Origin of the sequence: Paenibacillus polysaccharolyticus, assembly GCF_023714295.1 — a bacterium.
Classification (GTDB): domain Bacteria; phylum Bacillota; class Bacilli; order Paenibacillales; family Paenibacillaceae; genus Paenibacillus; species Paenibacillus polysaccharolyticus_A.
Map to the genome: position 1 here is coordinate 1 of NZ_JAMAUN010000014.1, position 20,017 is coordinate 20,017.

Genomic DNA, 20,017 nt, shown 5'->3' on the forward strand with positions numbered 1-20,017 from the left:
CTGTGGCTCCGGTTACTCCAGCAATACCGGTTGCACCCGTTACTCCTGTTTCCCCAGTGACACCAGATATTCCTGTCGCCCCTGCACTTGCTAATAACGTATAGTCTGGAGAGGTGCCCGGCGTGCCCGTTGGCGAGGCTACATTGGTGACATACGTACTACCGTTGAACGTAACAACCTGACCGGCTGGATACGTTGGGGCTAATGCTGGGTCAAATGCCACGATGCCGCTTAACCCTACGCCGGTAGCTCCCGTGGTCCCCGTTATTCCCGTACTACCAGTTACCCCTGCCCCAGTAGCCCCTGTTCCTCCTGTGGCTCCTGCACTTGCTAATAACGTATAATCCGGGGAAGTGCCCGGCGTGCCCGTTGGCGAGGCTACATTGGTGACATACGTACTGCCGTTGAACGTGACAACCTGACCGGCTGGATACGTCGGGGCTACTGCTGGGTCAAATGCCACGATACCGCTTAATCCTACACCAGTCGCTCCCGTTGTACCCGTAACTCCTGTTGATCCTGTAGCGCCTGATGGCCCTGCTCCAGCAAGTAATGTATAATCTGGGGAACTTCCTGGTGTACCTGTCGGTGAAGCGACATTTGTAATAAACGTACTACCATTGAATGTGACCACTTGACCTGCTGAATACGTTGGCGCAACAGCCGGATCAAATGGTACAACTCCCTCCAAACCTATACCTGTTGCTCCGGTGGAGCCTGCTCCTGCAAGCAACGAATAATCTGGGGAACTTCCTGGTGTACCCGTTGGCGCAGCGACATTCGTAATATATGTGCTACCATTAGACGTTACAATCTGACCTGCTGGATATGTTGGCGCTTGAGCAGGATCGAAAGGTACAATCCCAGTGAGCCCCACACCTGTAGCGCCGGTAGCCCCTGTTGGTCCTGCACCAGCGATTAATGTATAATCAGGTGAATTTCCAGGCGTACCTGTTGGTGAAGCGACATTTGTGATATAGGTACTGCCATTGAACGTCACCACTTGGCCTGTTGAATAGGTTGGCGCTTGTGCTGGGTCAAAGGTGATAGCACCGTTAAGACCCACCCCAGTAGCTCCTGTAACCCCTGATGCAGCGATCAATGTATAGTCCGAAGATGTACCTGGTGTACCTGTCGGACCTGCCACGCTCGCAATATAAGTACTGCCATTATAAGTAACCACTTGACCTGCAGCATATCCAGGTGCAAGAGCCGCATCAAAAGCAACAGCTCCAGAAAGTCCTACACCTGTTGCCCCGGTTGTGCCCGTAGAACCAGCGGCAAGTAAGAGCGTGTAATCAGGTGAACTTCCAGGTACACCCACCGGGCCATTTACGTTAGCCACATAAAGACTTCCATCATAACTAACTACCTGGCCTTGCGCGTAAGTTGATCCAGCTGCAGGGTTAAACGTTGTAATATTGTTTAATCCTACTCCAGGAATTCCTGTCGCGCCTTGTGGACCCTGTGGACCCTGCGGGCCTATAGGGCCGACAGCACCCACAGATCCAGCTGGTCCTGCTGCACCTGTTGGACCAGTAGCTCCTCTCAATCCAGGAACTCCAGGGACCCCTGGTACGCCCGGAGCACCGGGAGGACCTGCTGCCCCCGTAATCCCCACCGTACCAAAAGTCGTTGTGGCTCTGCTTAACGAGATCGATATGGAACGAATTAATCCGACTAACCGATCCTTTACTTCGGAAGGTACCTCCAAAAGCAACGTTACACTCAACAAGTCATCCAACAGATTTTGCAAATTCCCTGAAAGATTAATTAAAGCAACAGGAATGACTTCAGAAGAAGCAATGGTAAGTTCTAATACAGCTTGAAGCTCCGCTTTCACCCCAGCACGAAACTCAGATTCGTTAACAAATGTAAGTAATTGACGTAATCCGTTCTGCAGCGCAAGTATATTTGCCGCACTCGGCTGACTAATTGCAGCGGGAATGGTTACAGCAAGAGAACGAAGAATCGACTCATATTGCTCAAGTTCACTAGCTGTTATGGGTATAAACGGCGAACCTGCCCGGAATGATCTCCCTTCTAAAAACGCTTTGATATTTACTCTTTTACGTCCATCGGACATACTTTAATCAATCCTCCTTAGACATCTTATTTTTCAATCTTATGAAGGAGGAGTTCAAAAATTATCTTGGACATTTTTTTGCGGACAAAAAAGGATACGACCTTGTTCCACGTTGAACAAGATTAAACGGAATACTTCAACAAAAAAACACCCTCTATCAGAGGGTGTTTCGGCACATTTTGTTTAAAATCAACCTATTTCGAAGATTCTACCGGAAATTGTAATATAAACTCCGTACCTTCACCAAGCACACTATTGACATGAATCGTGCCCTGATGAGCATCTACGATGTTTTTTACGATCGCCAGCCCAAGCCCAGTTCCCACGCTCTCTCCCCGTACTCGGGCTTTATCCGCTTTATAAAAACGTTCAAAAATAAAAGGCAGGTCTGATGTAGGAATACCCACCCCCTGATCTTTTACACTCACTCTGGCAAAAGGAGCACGTAAATTAGTGACAAGCTCAGCAGAAATTTTTACACTTTTACCAACAGGTGTATGTCTAAACGCATTATCCAGTAAATTCGTGAATACTTGCTCTAACCTGTCTTCATCTGCTTGTTGAAGTGAGATCATCTGCTGTTTACATTCGAATTGAAGTTGAATCCCCTGTTCCTTCGAGCGCACCATAAATTTGCGATAAATGCGTTCGAGAAGTTCGCCGAGTTCAACTTCCTTCATGTTCATATCGGTATGCCCTGCATCCATACGGGCCAAATCAAGTAGATCCTTTACCAGTCTACCCATCCGCAGTGACTCATCGTGAATGACTTGAATCAGTTCTTCACTCTCTTCAGGCGATGTTGCCATCCCGTCAAGTAAAGCCTCACTGTATCCTTGCATCATGGATAACGGTGTACGAATTTCATGAGATACATTGGCAACAAAGTCCCGACGCATCTTCTCCATTTTCACTTCTTCGGTAACATCTCTCAAGACAGCCACCGCCCCCCGCACCACACTATCTGCATACAAAGGGGCCATTTGCACCGACCATACTCCTTGTTGCACGTGTACATTGGAGTTCTGGTCCCCTCCTTGCTCCATCACCAGTCTGAATAAGGGTACAAGCGGTTCAGGAACATCCCGAGAAGGATTAACAGACGGAAACCCGTCCAAGCCTTCATCCTCCTGAGCCCAATCGAGAGCATACCAGGCCTGCATAATTTTCTCACCGGGCGGATTCGTCAAGATAACCTTGCCCTCACCATCAAAAGTAATCACGGCATCCGTCATGCTTCGTAGCACACTCGCCAAATGTTCCTTCTCATGATTCAAATTTCGAATAGTATCTTCCAATTGAACAGCCATGTGATTAAACGTATTTGCCAGTTCACCAATTTCGTCATTCGTACGGAGAGAAAGCCTCGTTCCATAATTACCTTTGCGGATGGCGTTTGCTGCTTGAATTAACTGCTGCATCGGCTGTGTAATTTTGGTGAACAAAAATAATGCGAAAAACGTTGTCAAACTGAATCCAACAATGCAAATATAAGTAAATAACCTTTTAATGTCTCTAGACTCAGATTCAGCAAAGTTTGTATCAATGTAGGGCAGCAAAAATAGACCCAACGCGATAAGTACACAACCCACAAGGCATATAATCGTTATCCATAACTTTCCAACCAGTGATCTCCAGAAAGCAAAGTTATTTCGGTACTTCCAGTTTATAACCGACACCCCACACGGTTGTTATCATCGCTGCCGATTCAGGTGATACCTTGTTCAGCTTCTCGCGGAGACGCTTCACATGGGTATCCACGGTACGAAGATCACCAAAAAATTCATAATTCCATACATCCTTGAGCAATTCTTCTCTGGAGAAAACCTTATCCGGAGATGTTGCAAGGTAATGCAACAACTCATATTCTTTAGGTGTCAAACTGATCTCTTCACCACCCGCAGTCACGCGGTGTGCATCATGCTCAATAACAAGATGTGGAAATACAATGTTGTTGCTTGAATTGCTCTCCTTCGAAAGATACGCTGTTGCCGAAGAGCGACGCAGAATAGCCTTCACCCGGTAAATCACCTCACGCGGACTGAATGGCTTTACCACATAATCATCTGCCCCTACTTCAAAACCTTGTACACGGTTAATCTCTTCCCCTTTTGCGGTAAGCATCAATACAGGGGTAGATTTTACCTGACGAAGCCGAGTGCAGACCTCAACACCATCCATACCTGGTAGCATAACATCCAGCAAAATCAGACCGTAATCTCCGGCGGTTGCTTTACGAAGCGCTGTTTCGCCATCCTCTGCTTCATCAATTTCATAACCTTCTTTTTCAAGATACATTTTAAGCAGTCTGCGGATTCTTTCTTCATCATCCACGACCAGTATACGATTCTCATGTTCTGACATGCCCACTCAAGCCCCTTTACAATAACTCCTTATCACTTCTATTATGTTCGATCTTGCGAACAATATTTGAATACCCGTTTTACGGGAACGGGTATATCATGAATTTACCGTTGTTTTGCCACCACTTTTAACGGACTTTACTAGTCTGCTCCAGCATAGGAATGCAATCCTGCAATAATCAGATTCACACCGACCAGCGTAAACATGACAACCAGGAACCCGAGCACGGCTAGCCAAGCGGACTTCTGCCCCTGCCATCCTTTGGATAAACGTAAGTGCAAATAGACACTATAATACAACCAAGTGATCAGTGCCCATACTTCTTTGGGGTCCCAGCCCCAAAAGCGACTCCAGGCAATTTGTGCCCAGATCATAGCAAAGATCAGAGCTCCCAGCGTAAAAATAGGGAATCCAATCGCAATAGCGCGATAACTGATCTCATCAAGGTCATCTGCGTCAATGCCGTTCATCATCGGCTGCAACGCTTGTCCAAGCGGTCTGCGTACAATTAAGCGAATGATTCCGTACAGAATCAGACCCGTAAGGATCGACCAAATGACCGTATTCAGCTTACGTCCTGCATTCACGCCATTCATCCATGAAGGTGTTTCAAGCAACGGTTCCTTCATTCCAAGGAATGGTTTCAGGCTTTCCACTTCACTATTATATGGAGCAAAAATAGGAGGCATGCGATAAATCACTTTCTCTATTGTACTATTTTCCTCTCCCTTTGTGTCAATGGTGACTGTTTTCTGTACGAAAACGGCCTCATAACCGGAAGCACGGAAGGCAAACACGGTTCCAATAAATCCGATCACCACAACGATGGTAATGAGCGTAAACTCCACCCATCCGCGCTGACGACGAGAAGACTTGTCTTTTCCACTAAAATCAACGGTACGAAGCAAATACATGAATCCCGCAGCAAAACCTACTGCGAAGAACGCTTCACCCAAAGCAGCCAGCGTAACGTGGATCTTCAACCAAATCGATTGTAATGCGGGAATCAATGGTTGAACTTCCTGTGGAAATACGGCTGCATATGCCATAATGATAATCGTGAGCGGAAGTGCAAACAAACCCAGCAGAGATTTGCGGTAAATGGCGTACACAACGATAAACGCTACCATGATCATCATGGATAAAAAGGACATGAATTCGTACATATTACTTACCGGAATATGGCCTGCACCAATCCAGCGGGTGATAAAGAAAACCAAATGTGCTGTCAACGCAACCGTAGATGCGATAAACGCCCGTTTACCCCAACGATTCATATGATCGATCGGATCGCGGTTACTCCATTTCTTTCCCATGACGGCAACAGCATATAACAAAAATGCGGCACAATACAGAAAAAAAGATACGATAAATGCATCGCTGCTGAAATCCAGTATACTCATGCTTGGTTCCCCCCGTTATCCAACGACTTCTCATCCACTTCCAGATTCATCTGTTTCAAAATGCCGGCAACTTCTCGCCTGAAGCCGAACCAGTTTTTGTTGGTATGTCCGCCAAGCGTCATTCGCTCATCGTCGAACCGAATCCAAATGCGGCGATGATGCCAGTAGAAGCCCATGACAAGACCTAGCATGACAATACCAGCCCCTACCCATACAAACGGCATCGCTTTGTCAACGCGTATATTCAGGTAGCTCACCGATTGAATTAGATCTACCTTATCCATACTATCGACCTCCAGTTGTAATGGAAGTTCCCCTCCTACAAGCTGACGGTTGATTTCATCCTGTTGAAAACGCTGCTTGTCAATTTGTTTGGCAAAATATAAATATTGAATCCCTTTCTCCGGCAGGTCTGGACCTTCGATATGAAAAAGGAATGCAGGTGCATTGGGTGAAGGTGATTTTGATTTGGGCACCCCTTTATCATCCAGCGCAAAATCCATAAATTTTTCTTTTACCGTCAATGTATAAGGTCCTGCCTCAAAGGAGCGTTGCGTGTCCATCATATCAATCTTCAAAGAACCGTATACTTCGCCAGTTTTCGCATTAACCAGATCCGGTGTTACCGAGCGAATCGTTGGCGTCAGGTCATAGTCAAACTGGTATGCTTTAAGACCTTGGTAATTCAGTGGCTGATTCACGCGCACATCATGCCTTGCAACCTCTGCAAGCTGAGGTTTTTTGGAGAGATCTGAACAATCGGCTGTGCATTCGTACAATACAACCTTGGTTTCAAACAACTTGGGAACCGTTTTATTCAAATTTTTGAACTGCTCAGGGACCTCATCGTCACTATAAAACTCCACATTAAACTTCTCGTTTTTCAGATACATGGACGTGTTTGGGATTTTTTTGATTTCCCCCTCGGGAAAAGCAACATGTTCGTCCAAATTTAAGCCTGGAAGTCCGCGGGCGAGAACAGCGAGTAGAAAAATGATAAGTCCGATATGAATTACATAAGGGCCCCAACGGCTAAAACGTTGCTTCTCAGCAAGCAAAGCATCTCCCTGAGTGTGAACACGATACCCTTTCTTACGTAACGGCGTAACCGCTTTCTTAATCCACTCTTCAGGGTCCTCTTTCACAGTCCCTTGATACACAAGTCGCTGCCGCGTCAAGAATTGCAAATGTTTCCGTATCCGTTGCTTGTTCAGCGCTTTGTATAGTGGGAGCACGCGATCCAGACTACAGATCACAAGCGATGCTCCGATCATCACTAGCAGTAGAATAAACCACCAGGATTCATATGTATGAGACAGACCGAGGAGATAATAAATATGGCCGAACTGACCATAGGTTTCTTTGTAATAAACCGAAGGATCAATATTCAGAAAAGTACTTTCTTGCGGATAGATCGTTCCTAGCATGGAACCAACGAGCGTAAGCACTATCATATAAACTGCGATTTTAACAGATGAAAAGAAATTCCATATGCGATCAATAATATTGGGATTGCTTCGCTGTGAACGCCGAGCCATCCCATCGTAACGCATTTCTAAAACTTCATTCGATTGAGCGGTTTCCTCCAGAAGCGGCTTACCACATGCCTCGCACAATACGGTCCCTACCGGATTCTGATGACCACACTCACATTTTGTATTTTGAAACACAAGTAGACCTCCTGTCAGGGCTGCTTCGCCAGCTGTGAGATTTGAGCGTCAAGCGTGTCCAAATCCAATTGCCCGATATGAATAGTGGAGATTTTACCCGTTTCAGATACGAAAAACGTTGTTGGCATCGGAGAGATTCCATAATCCCGAACGGAGTTTTTCTCCCGGTCTAACATAATCGGAAATGTAACACCCACCTGCTGCACAAAATTCTCTACCGTCATCTGATCTTCTCCAACGTTGATTCCAACAAATTGAACACCTTTGTCTTTCCACTTGTCAGCCTGAGCTTGAAGTGCAGGCATTTCCTTCACACAAGGCTCACACCATGTGCCCCAAAAATTGATAACCATCGCTTTTCCTTGATACTCATCAGACTTATGAACTTGACCATCTAGCCCTAGCAGTTCAAAAGAAGGGGCTTGATCCCCTTCCTTTGGCTTGCCATTCGAGCCGGATACCGATGTTGTAATCGCGTATCCGCCCAACACCAGGATCAAGCACAAAATAACGATTTGCACCGTTCTTCTTGATTTTCCCATGTGCTGCTCCCCTTTAAAGTGACGATTTCATTGGCTATATAAGTTGAACTAAAGATTTTACACAGCCCACTCCAATGACAGCATAACCTTACAAGCGCTGTTATCCCCAGATTTTTTGAATTGCTTTTTCTAAAGAAGAGAATCCGGTGATAAAGGCGAGCACTTCGCTTTTCAGGTTTTTTCTGTCCTTTCCGTTAACCGTGTAAATGAATTGTTCCACTTATTTAGACTCTTGTCATAGAAACTGTGAACATCCTATGAACAATTATAGCGAATTTCGTCACAAATCTGCGGCGGTTTTATGAAAATTATGTGTCCTCACATTACCTTTTTTTCATTTTTTTGGCGGGTTCGGATTTTGCGAGCGTAATCAGATTGTTGACTTCCTCTTTGGTCAAATTACGAGTCAGTCCTCGTTTCAGATTTTGCAGCAAAATGCCACCGAACGAAATTCGTTTCAGACGTGTAACGGGATGATTGATTGCCTCGAACATACGTCTTACCTGGCGGTTCCGACCCTCATAAATCGTAATGGAGATCACGGACTCTTTGGCTGCCGTATCCACATCTTTGTACTCAACTTCTGCTGGAGCAGTCATACCATCTTCAAGCATAATTCCATTTTTGAGCTTTTCCAGTTCTGTACCATGCGGTACCCCTTTAACTGTTGCTAGATACGTCTTGGGCACGTGATGTTTGGGGTGCGTCAGCAGATGCGCAAATTCGCCATCATTGGTCAAAATAAGCAACCCTTCGGTATCATAATCGAGACGCCCTACCGGATACACACGTTCCTTAACACCTTTCAAATAGTCGGATACAATTTTCCGGCCTTCCGGGTCTGATGCACTTGTAATAACCCCTTTAGGTTTATTGAGCATCAAATACACTTTTTTCTCACTGCGGATCGGTTTTCCATTGACCGTAATGATATCCTCTTCGGGGTTGGCTTTCGTACCCAGTTCGGTTACGACCTCCCCGTTAACTTCCACTTTGCCGGACAGGATCAGTTCCTCACTCTTGCGGCGGGATGCAATGCCTGCCTGCGCGATAATTTTTTGTAATCTTTCCATGTTTGTCATGTCACCTCACACTAATGATACCCATCCAACCGGGAAATCACAAGGATTATCCAATGTTTTTGTGAACGTTCGAGCTTTATCGCTAATTTGTGTAGTAAAGTATAGATATTTTATAGCCTCGATATACAAAAAAAAGCTTACCCTCGCCGCAGCTGAATTCATTCAGACTGCGCAAAGGTAAACCTTCATCATTTATATTATTATGTCGATTTAGTTCGAAACTTTACCTGTAACCACAACCGGCTTTTTCGCAGGAGTTACGGCTTCTTTCACAAAAGTCTGCAGTGTCTTTGAAGAAATAAAATACGTCCGTCCACCGTATACAAACGTCATCATGCCAATAACCTGTTTATTCTGATTAAGTACAGGTCCTCCTGAATTGCCTTGAGCCATCGCTTTGACAATGCTTCCGATACCTACTTTTCCCGGTACATCAGCCGCCAGGGAACTAAACACCCGACTCTTAGCTATCGTGTTGTAAGTCGTGGGGAAATCATCATCTAATATGACAAGATCTCCCGATGGATTTTTAGGAAATCCAATGGTATAAACGACCTGGTTGTCCCTCGCATCGGCAAACTTCACCGGTTCAGCGTCAATCGGTTTATCCAGCTTGAGTAGAGCCATATCCGTTACCGGATCCGTTTTAATAATTTTAGCTTTAACCGCCTGATTGAGCGATCCTGGGCTCGCAACCGTTAATGTCCCTTTATCTCCGCCAGACAGCTCAGCGAATTCTTGAACAACATGGTAATTAGTTAACACTTCATCTTTGGATATCAAAATCGAAGTTCCGACATCATAATAAACCATATCTGGTTCATTCGCTTTAATCAAGCGCACGTTAACAACCGGAAAAGAATCCGCCGTAATCGCCATTTGAGCACGTAATGCCTTGTCAAAGTAACCCGTAAAATGGATCGTCTGTTCAGCTTGAGCACCGGCAAACCCTGTCGGACCTGCAAGCATCGTTATAGCGAGCATACTTGTCAACCCGTAACGGAGCATTCGTTTCCAACTCTTTTGCATGTCTCACTCTCCTCCGTTATTATTCTAGCATAACTAGTATATCGGAAGGAAAGCGGCAATAGTTTATCCAAAAACAATCAAACAAATGGCAAGTGCAGCGATGAATCCAACAACATCTGAAAACAATCCAACTTTAAGCGCGTACCGGCCGTTCCGAATGCCCACGGCTCCAAAATACACAGTTAGCACATATAACGTCGTATCCGTACTTCCTTGAATGGTAGAGGCCATTCGGCCAATCATGGAGTCAGGGCCATACGTTTTGATCAGATCCGTTGTAAATGCAAGGGAGCCTGTCCCCGTTAATGGACGTAATATACCTAACGGAAGCACTTCTCCTGGTACACCCATCCACGAGACGAGAGGAGTGAAGAACTGAATCACAAAATCCAGTGCACCCGAGGCACGAAAAACACTAATGGCAACCATCATGCCCACCAGATGTGGGATGATGCTGATTGCAGTCGAGAAGCCATCCTTGGCCCCATCAACAAAGGATTCGTAGACCGGGACCTTTTTGGTAAACGCATATAATGGAACAAACGCGATAATAACCGGAATGGCCCAGACAGATATCCAGTTAATGAAGGTTAACAAGGTTGCTCATCCTTTCATGCCAGGATTACCGCTTTTGGATATACGCGGCGATCTGCGAAGAGTTCGATTTCGATACCAGCGATCTGCCATAATCGCAGCAAGTGTAGCGATAATGGTGGCCATTAACGTTGTGCCTACAATCTCCGTGGCGTTTGCCGAATGATAGTTCAACCTGATTGCAATCAGCGTTGTAGGAATAATCGTAATACTCGCCGTATTCAGTGCCAGCAATGTACACATAGCGGGGGATGCAGTCTGTTTGTCAGGGTTCAGTTCCTGCAGTTGCTGCATCGCCTTGATTCCCATAGGGGTAGCTGCATTCCCTAATCCAAGCAAATTTGCGCTCATGTTGGATAAGATGTAACCCATAGCTGGGTGGTTTTTGGGTACATCCGGGAACAGAAATCCGACCACCGGTCCGAGCAATTTCGCAATCCGTCCAAGTAGGCCGGCATCTTCGGCCATTTTCATCATTCCCATCCAGAATACGAGCACACTGATCAGACCGAAACATACCGTCACACCGGTTGCCGCACCATCAAATGCTGCCTGGGTGACCACTTCAATCTTCCCGTTTACTGCCGCAAAAACAAAGCCGATCAAGATCATCATTAACCAGATCAGATTGATCATTGGAATCATCCCTCCCAGTAACAGCAAGCACAACAACGATCTCTATCCTTCAATCAAAATCAAGGTGATAACAGTCGAGTTAACACGGTCTTCCATGCGGAAATCCAATTCGTGACCTCTCCTACACCACCTATAGCAGCATCTGCAATGGGCGGCTCTGGCGGAATATAACTACCTTTGTAATACACAGGTATAGAGCCGATCGGTCTGCCTTTCAACTGCATTTCAACTCGTCCGGCCAGTCCGAACGAAGGATCTGTGGATTGTTCATTCTCTGTGACTGCATCCTGCGAACGTTTATCGAGCAGAACCAACTTCTTGGTGATGTCTTCCTCTTCCCCTTTGGCAAGCGGGTATTTAAAACCACGTCCTGTTAAGAGTTCCATGTTCTGAACAGGCTGTTCCTGTTTGGCAATTTCCACAAGTGGAAAATGTTCAAAACCGAAATCCAGCATCTTCGCATGATCGTTCCAGTCATCGCCATCATTCAGTGTCACCGCGGCTAGCTGTTGCCCGTCCCTTGTCGCTGAACTGACTAGGCATCTGAATGCCTTTTTGGTATATCCGGTTTTGACCCCATCTGCTCCCTCATATAATCGAAGCATTTTGTTTTTGTTGTGCCAGGAATACTCCCAGCTTTCATTCGGATTTGGAGCAGATTTGTTTTCTGTTGCCACGATTCGTTTAAATACCGGGTTATGGAGCGCGTAAGCCGTTAACTTCGCCAGATCATTCGCGGTAGAGTAGTGGCCTTCGGCATCCAAACCATGTGGATTCATAAAATGGGATCTCGTTAAACCGATCTGCTCTGCCTTTTTATTCATAAGCAAAACAAAACCTTCTTCCGAGCCGCCGACATGCTCAGCGATTGCCGAAGCTGCATCATTACCTGAGCGCAGCATCAGACCGTATAACATATTTTCTAGTGTCATCTCCTCGCCCAGCTTAAGATATAGCGAAGACCCTTCTTTGGCAAAAGCTGCGGGCGTCACCTTGACTTTGGCATCTAACTTGCCTTCTTCAATTGCAACGATGGCGGTCATAATTTTAGTCAAACTCGCGATGCGTAGTTCCTTGTCCCCATCTTTGCTGTAGAGGATTCGCCCTGATGTCACATCGATAAGCGCTGCACTTTGAGCATGAGTAGAAGGCCCAGCAATCGTTGCCTGGACTGACGGTACGCCCATCGTAGATAAGAGCAATACAGGCATAAACATACCTACAATAGCTTTCATTAATTTTCGCATCCACATTCCTCCGGGTCGCTTGGAATCTTGTACTATCCTATGTCCGGACAACCTAGAGTATGTCCCGCACAGGCAAAAACAGCAAAAATCCCCCTGCACTTTGATGTGACGCGGGGGGATTGGTATGTAAAAGCTCTGTCGTTTCCACTGAATTTATATGCCTATGATCGTTCTACATATCCACTTTATTAGACTGATCTAGCATTTTAGCGACTTTCCTCATAATTCTGGATACTTTCATCTGGCTAATATCTTCTATGTCTGCTGTCTGTGTCTGGTTGAGTCCGTCTACTCGATGTTTCAACACCGCGGCTTCTTGTGCACTAAGCTTACGCTTCACTGAATCAAGCACAGCATCAACGTACATTTTATCTAGCACAGTCTCTTCCATATCATCTCCACTATAGATTGTATCCATCAACGTAACAGATTGAGGATTCTGATCATCCGACCCTACAGGCTCATCTAGATACTTGACCCCCTTGCCCACCTGAAGCGCCTTGTTCACTTTTTCTTCTTCCTCATCAAGTAGAACTGCAATATCATGCGCAGCTGGGAGATAACCCATATCATGTTCCAAACGATTGATGCGATGAATTAAATCTGTGGCTGTACGTGTTGGACGAATAATATTCGCGCTATCCCTCAGAAAACAACGAATCTCTCTAACGATAGCTGTAACAGCAAACGAACTGAACTTCACACCTCGGGACGTATCAAACGCTTTAACAGCTTTCAGAAATCCCAATCGGCCCAATTGTAGAATGTCATCTTTCTCCACACAATGGTTTCTAGTCAACAGTTCAGGTTTACCAATGTATTTGTGCACTGAGTGCCATATTAGATTTTCATTGACCAGAATGCATTCTCCAAGAAAGTGTTCATCCGTCTGACAACGTTCTATATTATAACTTTCGTCCATACTATAATATTTCTTATTTTCTTTTAACTTGCTATGAATATGTTCTGAGTATTTTCCCATTTGGATCTCCTATGTACGAATCTTAATTCATTCACAATAATTTTCTGATATAAGCTTTATACGTAGTATTTCAGCTAAGGTAAAGTCTGATATCCAGAAAAAGTTTCCCTAGCGGAAGAATCGAAGAATGCCTGCGCGATTTCAGAATACATTCTCTATACGACATATAAAAAGCACCCAATTAAGGGTGCTTTTCGTTATATGTAGGTATTCATTCTAAAATGTTATTTTCTGTAGCTCCGTTAAAACTAAAGGCTATTTATTGCCACTATATGACTATGATATTATAAGGCTTCGTATTTATTGCGAATTTCTTTCCATATTTGAGATATTCGTGCTTTGGATACTCCCTGAATAGAGGCAATTTCTACAAAATCATAACCGGACATACGCAGTTTGAAAATTTGCTTCTCACGATCATTCAGCCTCATATTTTCCATAATATCCGTAAGAAATTCGAAGTTTTCATAAGCAAAGCCAGTATGTCCCAGCACCAATGCCATATCTGTGCCATCACTTTCTTCTCCGCCATGGTCCGTGGTCATAATTTGAGCTGCGTTAACGACACTGAGATTTTTTTCTGACATGCATTTGCGGTACATATCTTTGACTTTATTATCAATTAAATGATCCACAAACGTCGACATTTTTGCTTTGTCCGAATCATACTTATCCAAAGAACTCATTAGTTTGATCAAAATTTCTTGAGTAACATCTTCCTTTTCCATCCCAGCGAACGTTTTACCCCTCAACTTGTGACGACATTTCTCCTGAGCCTTGTTCAGGAACATGTCCATATCCCCCATTTCGAATAATGCATCAAACCCCATAGTTGTTGTAGCAGATATCATACTTATCCCCCATTAATAAATTAATAATAATCAGGCCTCGAAACACTGCCTTAGTTCCCCCACTCTAGTTTCAAGCAATCCTAAAAATAAATCTGATCATGCTAAAATCATCATATACCTCGCAAACCTATGTAATTATGTTACTCCAAAACATTTGAACTAATCTATTTACTTCTTGAGCTTACTTAATATAAACCAATCATAGGTCCTCCTCTTCCATTAGATTACATTCAGGATAACAAACACGAACTAATGTTCGCAAGTTATTTTTTTATCATTACTCTCTTCCTCTTTTACACCCTATATACGAAACAACTCGCTTAAGGTTAAGAAACGTTCAATCACACTAAAAAGACCAACACAGATCACACCACTGGGATAACCCAGAAGGGTGGAATGTGTCGGTCTTGGTCTGACTTCTTATTTCGTTCCAATTACCGAGAGTATGGTCTACAATACGTGGTACATTATTGGCTTCATCAAGATTATTAATCTCTCCAATCGCCATAAGGGTAGTATAAGGAAATATGTAGGATAATGTCAACAAGAAAAATAGTTCCCAAGAACCTGAGCACGATTATTTAAGCAATTCAGCAGTTCTCAAGGCATACTTATCTCATCATTTTTCAGCAAAACTTCAATATCCTTATTCATCTTGAAGACTGTCACTTGCTCAGTAAACTCATGTCCAAAAAATGTAGTTTCAATGTCTTCAATCATTAGCCCCATATGGATATAAGAGAAGACAGGATTAAAATTTTCTTTCATCAAAAGTGAAAGCTTTATTTTATAGTCCGTGAAAACTTGACTTGAGTGTGAGTGCATATGTTCAAGCATGAATGCTTCAGGCTTCGTGAATTTTGCCGTAAACTTTAAGATGATGAAGTGATTCATGATGGAGACCCTGGTATCTACCGGCCCGCGCTCCGTAATGTTTTTTCTAACTCTCGATGCCAGTTTAGCGAGCTCTCTTTCCAAGTCCTTTATATCAATGTTTCCATCGCCTCCTGCCTAACCTCCCGGCCTTGTAACTACCCTAAATACATGAATTCAACCTAATTTAATCAAAAGTCCTTATCCAAGACAAGTTTCTCGCGAATCAATGAACCAACGAACGATCATATTTACACGAAAAAGGAATTCACCCCAGATGTAGGCTAAGTCAACCTGTATAACAGCTGCATCAACCTCCGGATTGCCAATGAATACAATACTCACAGTTCTGTTGATAAAATAAACCATCTGCCTTATTATTGTTAAGACTCCTAATCTAACCTGATTTAGAATTGTATCTGGGGAGCTCTGCTAAGATATTCGAACTGTTGGAGGGAAATGTAATGGCTTACTCGCAGTCAAAGACCGAAAACGTAGCAAATCATTTAAAAATGAGATTCATGGAAGGCAATGTTGAAGGACACGAGATCGTCGTTGCTTTGATTAGTATGGTAAAAGCTGAAAAAATTGAACTGGATGAGGTAGCTCCCATTCTTCAAACTGTTTTTTTTGAACAGCCTCAGGGCATCTTACTCGCTCTGAAAAAAGCAAGCTCGCTGATTGATGATCAATTGATTGATTCCATCCTTCAGGAAGTTAACGAATAGGATTAAACGTACATAACACGCCTATAAAAAGCAATAGCTTCATGTCTGAATACATCCTTGGCACAGCGTCCTCTATCAACTTCCTGTTAGTTTTTTCTCCCTTAACTTACTCTAATCATATGTGAAGAAATCATAAACGAATAGGAATAAAATCCAAAAGAGGGAAAAACCATCGATCCTATTCGTAAAGTTATTTTGCAATTAACCGTTATCGAAACCATCTTTGAAGTTCTTCCATATCAGGAAGTAGATCGATCAGAACTTGTAGTTTACCAATAAAACAGAGCATTTCAACAAAAATATGCTAAGCTTTTACTGTCTTAACATGTATGATTATCACAGTATTCAGGTTAGAGAACGCAGAACTCCACATCGATGTGGGGTTCTGCTTTTTTTATCTTGGGTTAAACAATGAAAGACAGAAACCGTATAAAGAACAAGAGATCTCAAGTTCATCTCAAATTGCTCCGCATTAAACGCGTTTTTATCAGAAAGGTTGATTGTACTGTTTTATTCCAAGATACCAGATGAGCCCTTAACCATTGATCCCCTATCCGCAATCGGGACGATGGATTCTTCTTCCATCCATCTCCAATATGAGAGAGAGTACCCAGAGCTGATTATTATTATCCAGGGATTTTACTTCCTGAAGGATGCAGCTCACTTTAACGCTTGGTTACCTAAGCTTTAAAGCTTTGAATAAGCTGCCTTTAACACCAAAACCCCTCTTGCACCTTGAAGTGCCAGAGGGGTTTGGAATTAACTATATGACTTTAGCTATACGTTGTATGATCCGTTGTCACTCGAACATCATGTTCGGTTGTGCCATGATTACGGTGCCGGAACATTTCCTGAATGCGATCTAGGACATAAGGCGTTGAATCAATCAATTTTTCAAACAAGTGCGTCGAATTATCAAGCGGCACGATGTGTACACCTTGCTTGCCAACGACCAGAAAAGCGATTGGGCGGATGGATACACCGCCGCCACTACCACCGCCAAATGGAGAAGCAACCTTTGCTGAATGAGCATGTTCCGTTGTGCTTGATGTACTGTTGCCTTTTCCATCACTTACATTAAAATCACTTCCGCCTGCGGCGAAGCCAAATCCCACTTTACTAATCGGCAGAATGACCGTACCATCCGGTGTTTCTACAGGATCGCCAACAATTGTATTGACATCCACCATGCCCTTGATATTTTCCATTGCAGTTTCCATTAAGCCTTGAATTGGATGATCTGACATGTGACTTCCCTCCAGTTTCAATATAAGCTATATCGTTGAAATTAAGCAGATTAACACAAATACGTTGTGTCAATGATCAATCAACATATATAGGTTTTTGATCTAACCATATCATCCCCAAACTTGCGGGACTTATGTAATCAATGCAGGGAACCGTTGTTGCACATTCTCGTTCCAGAACTTTAACACAATATAGAGCATTCAATCTCAGGTTAGTTAAGCTCCGCATTACCGAGCTTCCTTTTCCACAATGTGCCTGTGCTTCTTCTTTTGCTTCGACTTGCGGCGTTGCTCCCTAAGGAGTTTAAACCACATTCGCCAGCCTCCCTCGACCTGCAGCACGCGAGTAAGCAGTCTCAATCCTGCAATTAAGATGGCCATCATACGGATCCTCAGTTTGAAATCCAGTTCTGTTCGAAATTCCATCTCCTCGGACCATACCGGAAGTACCTCAAGATCAGGCAGCGTTTTGAAACGCATTTTGTACGTTAAGAACCCAACAATCATCGACTTAATACTCCACAACCAGCCTGAAAGCATTGCTGTATAAGCAGCATCACCTACACCAACCGCAGTAGACCAGAACAGATTCGTTATATATACTCGTCTGAGCGTCTGTCTGACCCATATCTTCAGAGCCTCTGTTGCTTTAAGCATTACCTTGACTTCTTTTGCCCAATTTTTCACTTTTCGTTTATTCACCTGCTGACTTCCCAAAACTTCTCCTCTGGAATGGTTCATCGACTGTTCTGTTTTAAGTAAGAAGCCTTCTTTCATATTTCGGAAAACAATGCTCGGAATCTCGTAATTCATCCGCACGAAGCCATACAACAGTCGAACATTGATATTTGCGTAGTCATCGCTCTTATGTTTGCGAAATATAACATGAACATGAACATTTGAGATGAGGACTGCGGCAATCAGCAGTGCGATGAACAAACCGATTCCTCCAAGCCAGATCCACACAGGCCTTACCTCCAAGCCCTCGATTCTTATCATGTCTAGTATGGCATTCCTTGCTGGAAAAAATTCACGAATGACTGAAATACTCCAATTTTTGCCGAAAAGCTCTTGAGTAGACGATTTACCTATCGAATACCTTCACAGCCGGTCTAGGAAAAACACAAAGAGACAAAGCGGATCGATCTCCACTTTGTCCCCATACATTCTTACCTATGACTTGTGTCAGGACGAGAAACCCGAAGAATCATCGTCTGGATCTACGGCAATATCTTCTTTTGGGAATGCTTCTTCCTCTTCAAAATCAAACACACTTTGCACGTCTGTATCCGAGACATCCGGCTGCTTCATGTCCAACTTGTTGAATAACAACTGCGTTTCCTCCTCCAAGTTTTCCGAATCTTCAAACAACCCCGGTTCGGGAAGATCTTTAATCGAAGCTAGTCCGAAATAATCGAGGAATGACTTCGTTGTTCCGTACAAAATCGGGCGTCCAATCGCTTCCGCTCTCCCCACTTCAACAATCAGATCCTTGTTCACAAGTGTATGGATCGCGCGTTCCGATTTCACACCACGAATCTCCTCAATTTCCACACGTGTAATGGGCTGACGGTAAGCTACAATGGCCAATGTTTCCAGAGCCGCCTGGGATAACGATGTACGTGCAGGAGAATAAGCAAGCTTCTCAAAATACGCTGCATGTTCTGGTAACGTTCCCAGTTGCACGACACCCGCAATTTTCAGAATCTGCACCCCTCGTCCTTGCCGAGCAAAATCGCCGATCATGTCCTCAATGGCATCCGTGACCAGCTCTACGCGCTGGTCCACGATTTCAGCAATCTGTTTGACACTTAGACCTTCTTCTCCGGACAAAAACAAAAGGCCCTCAATAATCGACTTCAATTTCGGAAAATCCATGATTCGTTGTTTCCCCTCTCCACTCCATAACGATATCCTCAAACAACCGTTCCTGGTAACAAACAATCTGCTTCATCTTCATCAGCTCCAATACCGCTAGAAACGTAACCACGATCTCATGGCGATATATCTGATCATCCATAAGCTTGGAAAATAACAACCGCCCCCCAGGACCTAAATGCTCCAAGGCACCAATAACTTCACGTATGCGATCCTTGACCGAAATTTCGTCCCTTTTGATCCGGGTGACCGTTGTACGCTTCTCAGCCTTTCGAAGTGCTTTCTGAAACGCCGCGATGAGATCAGAAGTATGCAGACCTTGCACCGGATTCGTTTGTTCCTCCATAGGCATATAAGGTCGCAAATCTTCGGGCTCTTTGGAAAAAATAAGACTGCGTTCCCATTCCCGTTCATGCAGATGCCGCGCTATTCCTTTATATTTGCGATATTCGATAAGGCGTGCAATCAATTCGGCACGCGGATCATAATCCTCATCTTCCATATAATCATAATCCTCGAAATCCTCGATTACCGGTGGTTTGGGCAGTAAAAGTTTGCTCTTGATGGACAGCAGCGTAGCTGCCATCACCAGAAATTCACTTGTTATATCCAGTTCCAGCTCCTGCATGGAATGCAGATACGCCATGTACTGATCGGTAATATCGCTGATGGGAATATCCTGGATGTCGATCTCAGCCTTATCAATCAGATGCAACAACAGATCCAAAGGCCCTTCAAAAGTCTCCAGTTTGTATGTAACTACCGTCACTAGACGAATCCTCCCGCCAGAAAAATACAAAACCCT

19 protein-coding genes are annotated in these 20,017 nt (G+C 44.2%); 1 reads left to right on the top strand and 18 read right to left on the bottom strand.

What is annotated here, in order from left to right:
* From M3629_RS24585 to M3629_RS24650, 14 genes are all read right to left on the bottom strand, one after another.
* On the bottom strand, positions 1–2,086 hold a 2,086-nt coding region (locus M3629_RS24585), incomplete at its 3' end, for a collagen-like repeat preface domain-containing protein (RefSeq protein ID WP_251511052.1).
* A gap of 194 nt (positions 2,087–2,280) precedes the next feature.
* The gene (locus M3629_RS24590; RefSeq protein WP_251511054.1) at positions 2,281–3,678 is read right to left on the bottom strand and encodes an ATP-binding protein; all 1,398 of its coding nucleotides are present in this window, start codon (positions 3,676–3,678) and stop codon (positions 2,281–2,283) included.
* 55 nt (positions 3,679–3,733) lie between these two features.
* Positions 3,734–4,450: a response regulator transcription factor gene (locus M3629_RS24595; RefSeq protein ID WP_110894386.1), complete on the bottom strand. Its 717-nt coding sequence runs from the start codon at positions 4,448–4,450 to the stop codon at positions 3,734–3,736.
* Positions 4,451–4,590: 140 nt separating this feature from the next.
* Positions 4,591–5,853 carry a cytochrome c biogenesis protein CcsA gene (gene ccsA / locus M3629_RS24600; protein ID WP_251511062.1) on the bottom strand — a complete coding sequence of 421 codons (1,263 nt, stop codon included), beginning with the start codon at positions 5,851–5,853 and terminating at the stop codon, positions 4,591–4,593.
* Entirely contained in the window at positions 5,850–7,523 is a 1,674-nt protein-coding gene (gene resB / locus M3629_RS24605) for a cytochrome c biogenesis protein ResB (RefSeq protein ID WP_251511063.1), read from the bottom strand. Before resB ends, ccsA begins: the two co-directional genes overlap by 4 nt.
* Before the next feature lie 14 nt (positions 7,524–7,537).
* The gene (locus M3629_RS24610) at positions 7,538–8,065 is read right to left on the bottom strand and encodes a redoxin family protein (protein WP_251511064.1); all 528 of its coding nucleotides are present in this window, start codon (positions 8,063–8,065) and stop codon (positions 7,538–7,540) included.
* 323 nt (positions 8,066–8,388) lie between these two features.
* Complete coding sequence (locus M3629_RS24615; RefSeq protein WP_251511065.1) at positions 8,389–9,138, bottom strand: pseudouridine synthase; 750 nt, start codon at positions 9,136–9,138, stop codon at positions 8,389–8,391.
* A 219-nt stretch (positions 9,139–9,357) separates the two neighbouring features.
* Entirely contained in the window at positions 9,358–10,176 is an 819-nt protein-coding gene (locus M3629_RS24620) for a S1 family peptidase (RefSeq protein ID WP_251511066.1), read from the bottom strand.
* Between the two features lie 63 nt (positions 10,177–10,239).
* Positions 10,240–10,773, bottom strand: coding sequence for a spore maturation protein (locus M3629_RS24625; RefSeq protein ID WP_090922318.1), 534 nt, complete (start codon positions 10,771–10,773; stop codon positions 10,240–10,242).
* 6 nt (positions 10,774–10,779) lie between these two features.
* Positions 10,780–11,406: a nucleoside recognition domain-containing protein gene (locus M3629_RS24630; protein ID WP_090922320.1), complete on the bottom strand. Its 627-nt coding sequence runs from the start codon at positions 11,404–11,406 to the stop codon at positions 10,780–10,782.
* A 59-nt stretch (positions 11,407–11,465) separates the two neighbouring features.
* Positions 11,466–12,653: a serine hydrolase gene (locus M3629_RS24635; protein WP_435368271.1), complete on the bottom strand. Its 1,188-nt coding sequence runs from the start codon at positions 12,651–12,653 to the stop codon at positions 11,466–11,468.
* Between the two features lie 172 nt (positions 12,654–12,825).
* Positions 12,826–13,635 (bottom strand): sigma-70 family RNA polymerase sigma factor, encoded by an 810-nt coding sequence (locus tag M3629_RS24640; protein WP_251511067.1) that lies wholly within the window; start codon positions 13,633–13,635, stop codon positions 12,826–12,828.
* Positions 13,636–13,919: 284 nt separating this feature from the next.
* Entirely contained in the window at positions 13,920–14,486 is a 567-nt protein-coding gene (locus M3629_RS24645) for a sigma-70 family RNA polymerase sigma factor (RefSeq protein WP_251511068.1), read from the bottom strand.
* 600 nt (positions 14,487–15,086) lie between these two features.
* Positions 15,087–15,464 (bottom strand): Na-translocating system protein MpsC family protein, encoded by a 378-nt coding sequence (locus M3629_RS24650; RefSeq protein WP_251511070.1) that lies wholly within the window; start codon positions 15,462–15,464, stop codon positions 15,087–15,089.
* Positions 15,465–15,823: 359 nt separating this feature from the next.
* Here M3629_RS24650 and M3629_RS24655 point away from each other — a divergent pair, with 359 nt between their 5' ends.
* Positions 15,824–16,087 carry a hypothetical protein gene (locus tag M3629_RS24655; protein WP_251511071.1) on the top strand — a complete coding sequence of 88 codons (264 nt, stop codon included), beginning with the start codon at positions 15,824–15,826 and terminating at the stop codon, positions 16,085–16,087.
* A 773-nt stretch (positions 16,088–16,860) separates the two neighbouring features.
* Here M3629_RS24655 and ytfJ read toward each other — a convergent pair.
* From ytfJ to M3629_RS24675, 4 genes are all read right to left on the bottom strand, one after another.
* Entirely contained in the window at positions 16,861–17,334 is a 474-nt protein-coding gene (gene ytfJ, locus M3629_RS24660; RefSeq protein ID WP_251511072.1) for a GerW family sporulation protein, read from the bottom strand.
* Between the two features lie 228 nt (positions 17,335–17,562).
* On the bottom strand, positions 17,563–18,300 hold the full coding sequence (locus M3629_RS28765; protein ID WP_251511073.1) for a DUF2953 domain-containing protein: 738 nt from the start codon (positions 18,298–18,300) through the stop codon (positions 17,563–17,565).
* Between the two features lie 219 nt (positions 18,301–18,519).
* Positions 18,520–19,212: an SMC-Scp complex subunit ScpB gene (gene scpB / locus M3629_RS24670; protein WP_251511074.1), complete on the bottom strand. Its 693-nt coding sequence runs from the start codon at positions 19,210–19,212 to the stop codon at positions 18,520–18,522.
* The gene (locus M3629_RS24675; protein ID WP_090922401.1) at positions 19,181–19,981 is read right to left on the bottom strand and encodes a segregation and condensation protein A; all 801 of its coding nucleotides are present in this window, start codon (positions 19,979–19,981) and stop codon (positions 19,181–19,183) included. The genes scpB and M3629_RS24675 overlap by 32 nt, the downstream gene beginning before the upstream one ends.
* Positions 19,982–20,017 lie beyond the last annotated feature (36 nt).

Bases quoted from the DNA above. Each gene is read 5' to 3' on its own strand.
- M3629_RS24610 (WP_251511064.1), bottom strand. From the start codon at position 8,065: ATGGGAAAATCAAGAAGAACGGTGCAAATCGTTATTTTGTGCTTGATC.
- ccsA (WP_251511062.1), bottom strand. From the start codon at position 5,853: ATGAGTATACTGGATTTCAGCAGCGATGCATTTATCGTATCTTTTTTT.
- M3629_RS24645 (WP_251511068.1), bottom strand. From the start codon at position 14,486: ATGATATCTGCTACAACAACTATGGGGTTTGATGCATTATTCGAAATG.
- scpB (WP_251511074.1), bottom strand. From the start codon at position 19,212: ATGGATTTTCCGAAATTGAAGTCGATTATTGAGGGCCTTTTGTTTTTG.
- M3629_RS24640 (WP_251511067.1), bottom strand. From the start codon at position 13,635: ATGGGAAAATACTCAGAACATATTCATAGCAAGTTAAAAGAAAATAAG.
- M3629_RS24620 (WP_251511066.1), bottom strand. From the start codon at position 10,176: ATGCAAAAGAGTTGGAAACGAATGCTCCGTTACGGGTTGACAAGTATG.
- ytfJ (WP_251511072.1), bottom strand. From the start codon at position 17,334: ATGTCAGATCATCCAATTCAAGGCTTAATGGAAACTGCAATGGAAAAT.
- M3629_RS24635 (WP_435368271.1), bottom strand. From the start codon at position 12,653: ATGCGAAAATTAATGAAAGCTATTGTAGGTATGTTTATGCCTGTATTG.
- M3629_RS24615 (WP_251511065.1), bottom strand. From the start codon at position 9,138: ATGGAAAGATTACAAAAAATTATCGCGCAGGCAGGCATTGCATCCCGC.
- M3629_RS24655 (WP_251511071.1), top strand. From the start codon at position 15,824: ATGGCTTACTCGCAGTCAAAGACCGAAAACGTAGCAAATCATTTAAAA.
- M3629_RS24595 (WP_110894386.1), bottom strand. From the start codon at position 4,450: ATGTCAGAACATGAGAATCGTATACTGGTCGTGGATGATGAAGAAAGA.
- M3629_RS24630 (WP_090922320.1), bottom strand. From the start codon at position 11,406: ATGATCAATCTGATCTGGTTAATGATGATCTTGATCGGCTTTGTTTTT.